At 63.7% G+C, this 5,268-nt stretch carries 5 protein-coding genes; 3 read left to right on the forward strand and 2 right to left on the reverse strand.

Annotated features, from left to right (window positions below; translation table 11 throughout):
- Nucleotides 1–117 precede the first annotated feature (117 nt).
- Genes ACXJ7R_RS24290 through ACXJ7R_RS24300 form a run of 3 tightly spaced genes read left to right on the forward strand, consistent with a single transcriptional unit; the run spans nt 118 to nt 3,363 of the window.
- Nucleotides 118–672, forward strand: coding sequence for a winged helix-turn-helix transcriptional regulator (locus ACXJ7R_RS24290; RefSeq protein ID WP_095090912.1), 555 nt, complete (start codon nt 118–120; stop codon nt 670–672).
- Nucleotides 669–1,793, forward strand: a complete 1,125-nt coding sequence (locus tag ACXJ7R_RS24295; protein WP_457154050.1) for an HlyD family secretion protein — start codon at nt 669–671, stop codon at nt 1,791–1,793. The genes ACXJ7R_RS24290 and ACXJ7R_RS24295 overlap by 4 nt, the downstream gene beginning before the upstream one ends.
- 7 nt (nt 1,794–1,800) lie before the next feature.
- On the forward strand, nt 1,801–3,363 hold the full coding sequence (locus ACXJ7R_RS24300) for a DHA2 family efflux MFS transporter permease subunit (RefSeq protein ID WP_457154051.1): 1,563 nt from the start codon (nt 1,801–1,803) through the stop codon (nt 3,361–3,363).
- Between the two features lie 50 nt (nt 3,364–3,413).
- Here the strand turns inward: ACXJ7R_RS24300 and ACXJ7R_RS24305 are convergent, their stop codons facing one another.
- Both ACXJ7R_RS24305 and ACXJ7R_RS24310 read right to left on the reverse strand, forming a co-directional pair.
- On the reverse strand, nt 3,414–4,724 hold the full coding sequence (locus ACXJ7R_RS24305) for a hemolysin family protein (protein ID WP_457154052.1): 1,311 nt from the start codon (nt 4,722–4,724) through the stop codon (nt 3,414–3,416).
- 157 nt (nt 4,725–4,881) lie between these two features.
- A partial coding sequence (locus tag ACXJ7R_RS24310) for an LssY C-terminal domain-containing protein (protein WP_457154053.1) occupies nt 4,882–5,268 on the reverse strand: 387 nt, incomplete at its 5' end.

A 5,268-nucleotide genomic window follows, 5' to 3' on the forward strand; every position in this document is an offset into this window, starting at 1 on the left:
GTGTTTTAGCCGATCTCCGTTGAAAACCGGGTTCCAGCCCTCGATCCTCACAAGTCACTTGCATAATGCAATCCACTAGGCTATGAGTCACTTTCATTTTGAAAGAGACCAGCGACAATGGTTGCCAAAACAAGCTTCGAAACCCGCCCATGCCCCATCGCGCGCAGCCTCGACGATGTGGGTGAGTGGTGGAGCATTCTTCTGCTGCGGGATGCGTTCCAGGGCCTGACGCGCTTCGACCAGTTTCAGAAGAGCCTGGAGATTGCGCCCAACATTCTGACGCGGCGGCTGAACAGCCTGGTCGAGCGCGGCCTGTTCGAGAAGCGCGTCTACTGCGAACGGCCGCTTCGCCATGAATATGTGCTGACCTCCAAGGCGCGCGATTTCCGCCCGGTCCTGCTTTCCTTGCTCGCTTGGGGCAACAAGCATCTGGCGCCGGAGGGCCCCAGCCTCGTCGTTGTGGACAAGGCTGACGGGCGCTGGGCCGAGCCGGTGCTGGTCGATCGCCAGACCGGCAAGGAACTCGACAGCGAGGACTTCGCGATGGCAACGGCACCCAAGGCCACCGATCGCATGCGGCGGCGATATCGCTTCAGCAGCGAAGGCTCAGGCCTTCCGCTGGTCGACAACGCATTGCTTCAGCACAGCCAGGACGAGGGGCGCGGCAGATGAACAAGGTTCTCTCGCCGGCCGAATTGCAGCCATCGGTCGCCCAAAATCTCACGCCTGCCATTTCCGTTGTCGCCACTCCCATGCCCGCCAGGAAGCGTCGCAGGCCGCTGCTGATGTTGGCGGGCCTTGTCGTGATCGGCGTCGCCGGCTGGTACGGCGTCCAGTGGTGGCAGGCCGGCCGCTTTCTCGTCTCGACCGATGACGCCTATGTCGGCGGCAACGTCACGCCGCTGGCGCCACGGGTCGCCGGTTATATCGACCAGATCCTTGTCGAGGACAACCAGCATGTCGCGGCGGGTCAGCTCGTGATCCGCATCGACGACCGGTCCTTCAAGGCCGCGCTGGAGCATGCGCAGGCATCTGTCCAGCAGCAGCAATCGGGTCTCGACAACCTTCATGCCCAAATCTCGCTGCAGAATTCGGTGATCGAGCAGGCCGAGGCCGATCTCGAGGCCAAGAGCGCGGCCGCCGTTTTCACCGCTCAGGACGCGAAGCGCTATGAGGTGCTGGCCAGCACCAGGGCCGGTTCCCAGCAGGACGCCGAGAGAAGCTTTGCCGCCGATGGCCAGGCCAAGGCGTCGGTCGCCGCTTCCCGTGCGGGACTTGCGGCGGCGAAGCAACAGCTCGACGTCCTCAACACCCAGATCTCGGAAGCAACCGCCGCGGTCGCGGCAGCCAAGGCCGATGTCGACACCGCGCAGCTCGATCTCGGCTTTGCCGAAATCCGCTCGCCCATCGATGGGATCATCGGCAACAGGCTGGCGCAGGTCGGCACCTATGTTTCACCCGGCAGCTATCTCCTGACGATCGTTCCGGCATCGGGGTTGTGGGTCGACGCCAATTTCAAGGAAGACCAGTTGCGCCACATGGCCGACGGGCAAGCGGCGACGGTCTATACCGACATTGCACCCGACGAGCCGCTCAAAGGTCACGTCACCAGCCTGGGGCCGGCAACCGGGGCCATCTTCAGTGTGATCCCGCCGCAGAACGCGACCGGCAATTTCACCAAGATCGTCCAGCGTGTTCCCGTCAGGATCACGATCGACCAGGACCAGGCGCAGAAAGTTGCGCTCAGGCCGGGTCTGTCGACCGCCGTGACGGTCGACACCGCGTCGGACTGAGAACGCCATGTCAGAGCGTGCCGTCCCGCAGTCCTTCTTCGCGAGCATCCTGCCGTTCATGGTGATGTGCGTGGGGATGTTCATCGCGCTTCTCGACATCCAGATCGTCGCGTCCTCGCTCCAGGATATCGGTGGCGGCCTGTCGGCTGCCCAGGATCAGATCGGCTGGGTGCAGACATCCTACCTGGTGGCGGAAATCATCGTGATCCCGCTGTCGGGCTGGCTGACGCGCGTGTTCTCGACCCGATGGCTTTTCACCATCTCGGCGGCCGGCTTCACCCTGGCAAGCATGCTTTGCGGATTGGCCTGGAACATCGAAAGCATGATCGCTTTCCGCGCGCTGCAGGGGCTGCTCGGCGCGTCGATGATCCCGACGGTCTTCACCTCGTCGTTCCACTATTTCCAGGGTCCGAGGCGTGTCTATGCGGCCGCGGTGGTTGGCAGCATCGCTTCGATCGCGCCGACGCTCGGCCCCGTCATCGGCGGCTGGATCACCGATACGCTGAGCTGGCATTGGCTTTTCTATGTCAACGTCATTCCCGGCACCATCATCACGATCCTCGTTGCCGTCCTGGTCAAGATCGACGAACCCGATCCGTCCCTTTTGAAGGGCGCCGACTACATCGGCATCGTCCTGATGGCGGTCAGTCTGGGCACACTTGAATATGTTCTCGAGGAGGGTTCGCGCTGGAACTGGTTCGATGATGCGACAATCCGCAATGGCGCCATCCTCGCCGGGATCACCGGGGTTCTGTTCGTCGTCCGTAGCCTCACCTATTCGCAGCCGGTGGTCGATTTCCGCGCCTTCGGCAACCGCAATTTCGCGATCGGCTGTTTTCTCTCGTTCATCACCGGCGTCGGCATCTTTGCCACGATCTTCCTGACGCCGCTGTTTCTCGGTTACGTGCGCGGCTACGACGCCCTGCAGACCGGGCTGGCGGTCTTTTCCACAGGTGTCGCTTCGATGGTCGGCGTCCCCGTCTACATCTTTCTCGCCAAGCGCTTCGACACGCGCTGGCTGATGATGTTCGGGCTTGCCTCCTTCGGCGCGTCGATGTGGAGCTTCAGCGCGATCACCAGCGAATGGGGCGCCGCGCAGCTGCTTCTGCCGCAAATCTTTCGTGGCTTCCCGCAGGTCTTCGCGGTCGCGCCGAGCGTCAATCTCGGCCTCGGCAGCCTGCCGCCCGAACGGCTGAAATATGCCAGTGGCCTGTTCAACACGATGCGCAATCTCGGCGGCGCGGTCGGCATCGCCGTTTGCGGCGCCATCCTGAACGACCGCACCAACTTCCATTTCCTGATGATCGCATCGCACCTGACGCCACAGAATGAGGCCGCCATGCGCCTCGTCGACGGCGTCGCGCTGCGCTATGGCCAGATCCCGGGCGCAGTGGCCGACGGTCACACTGCTTCGCTGAAACAGCTGTGGCAGCTGGCTTATCGCGAGGCATCCACGATGGCTTACGCGGATGCGTTCCTGGTGATCATGAGCGCGTTCGTCATCGCGACGGCTCTCGTACCGTTCCTGCGCAACGTCACACCTAAGGCGCCGCCTCCGGACGCACATTGAGGCGGATCGAAGCGAGAACGAATCTGACAGGAGCCAGCAGTGCCTGACGGTCAGCGCACGGCTTCTCGGTGCGAGCCGGGCAGGCGGGTTGCGATCAGCTTGTCGATGCGGCGGCCGTCGAGATCGACCACCTCGAAGCGCCAGCCCTGCGCGTCGACGCATTCGCCGGTCGCCGGCAGATGGTGCATGTGCGCCAGCACGTAGCCGGCGACGGTCTCGTAGTCGCGGTTTTCCGGCAGGTCGAAGCCCAGAATCTCGGCCATTTCGTCGGCCTGCATGTAGCCGGCGAGCAGCCATGAGCCGTCCTCGCGCTTGACGGCGTTTTCCTCGTCGCCGGCATCGATGTCCGCCCTGAAGACGCCGGTGATGGCTTCGAGAATATCGGCCGGGGTGACGATGCCTTCGAAGTGGCCGTACTCGTCATGCACCAGCGCCATCGGCACGTCGGATTCCTTGAGCTTCTGCAACACGTCCAGCGCGTCGGCCTGGTCATAGACGATGGGGGCGGCGCGCGCATGCCTGCGCGGGTCGAGCACATGGCCGGCAAGCAGCGCGGCGAGCACGTCGCGCGTCTGGACGACGCCGACCATGACGTCGACGCCACCGTCGCCCGCAGGCAGGCGCGAATGCTGGGTCTCCATCAAAAGCTTGCGGATGGTACTCTCGTCGGACTGCAGATTGATCCAGTCGACCTCGGTGCGCGGCGTCATCACAGCGCGTACGGCGCGGTCGCCAAGCCGCATGACACCGGCGATCATGCGCCGCTCGTCGGATTCGATGGTGCCGTGGTGCTCGGCCTCGGCGACCAGCATCTTGATCTCCTCGTCGGTAACCTTCTCCTCGCTTTCGCCGCGCTGGCCGAGCAGCCACAATATGGCACGGCCGGAAATGTCGAGCAGGAAGACCAGAGGAGCCGAGACGGTGGCCAAGATGGTCATTGCCGGGGCCGCCCGCGCGGCCACGCGCTCGGGATCGCGCAAGGCGATCTGCTTGGGCACCAGCTCGCCGACGATCAGCGAGAAATAGGTGATGACGGCGACGACGATGCCGACGCCGACCGGATCGGCGACGTTTTCGCGCATGCCGGTCGAGGCCAGGAAGGTGGCCAGCCGGTCGCCTAGCGTGGCGCCGGAAAACGCGCCGGAGAGAACGCCGACCAAAGTGATGCCGATCTGCACCGAGGACAGGAACTTGCCGGGATTGGAGCCAAGCTCAAGGGCCCGGCCGGCGCCGTTGACGCCGCGGTCGATCATCGCCTTGAGCCTGGCCGGGCGCGACGAGACGATGGCGAGTTCGGACATAGACAAAAGGCCGTTCACACAGATGAGGACGACCACGATAGCGATTTCGACGTATAGCATGAGCGGTCAATAGCATTGCGGCGCGGCTTTCGAAAATAGTCCGCCAAGATTTTTAGAAGATGACAGTGACAGCTCTCAACCGATGTCGTCTGCGGCATCGGGCTCACAGCCAATTTTCAGGTCGATCCCGGACCATCTGGTCTCAGAACACATGATCTCACGGCAGTTGCTTCAACACGCCGACAACGGCCTCGCCGTCGGTGAAATAGGGATCGCCGCCGCCATTGCGCCCGCTGCTGGTGGCGCCGATGCCGGCCATGTCCCTGGTCGAGATCAGTGTGCCGGCGGTGGCCAGATCGCGCATCAGGAAATTGCGTTCGGCATCGATGTCGCGGCCAATGTGATGGGTGATGGCGCCGGTATCGTGGCTCAGCCCCACGCCGCGATCGAAGCTGGCCGAACCGAGCCACAGCGGCCGGCCGTCGTCGCCGCTCGCGCCTGTCTGCCAGAGGCGGACATGATGACGCCGGTCGGCGCTGGCTCCCACCGGCTTTTCGAACGCAAGATCCTGGGCTCGGCCGTCGAACAGCAGCCGGCTGACCGG

Source organism: Mesorhizobium sp. P5_C1 (assembly GCF_054049815.1).

Excerpts from the sequence above, each read along its gene's own strand:
- ACXJ7R_RS24290 (WP_095090912.1), top strand. The coding sequence starts at position 118 with ATGGTTGCCAAAACAAGCTTCGAAACCCGCCCATGCCCCATCGCGCGC.
- ACXJ7R_RS24295 (WP_457154050.1), top strand. The coding sequence starts at position 669 with ATGAACAAGGTTCTCTCGCCGGCCGAATTGCAGCCATCGGTCGCCCAA.
- ACXJ7R_RS24300 (WP_457154051.1), top strand. The coding sequence starts at position 1,801 with ATGTCAGAGCGTGCCGTCCCGCAGTCCTTCTTCGCGAGCATCCTGCCG.
- ACXJ7R_RS24305 (WP_457154052.1), bottom strand. The coding sequence starts at position 4,724 with ATGCTATACGTCGAAATCGCTATCGTGGTCGTCCTCATCTGTGTGAAC.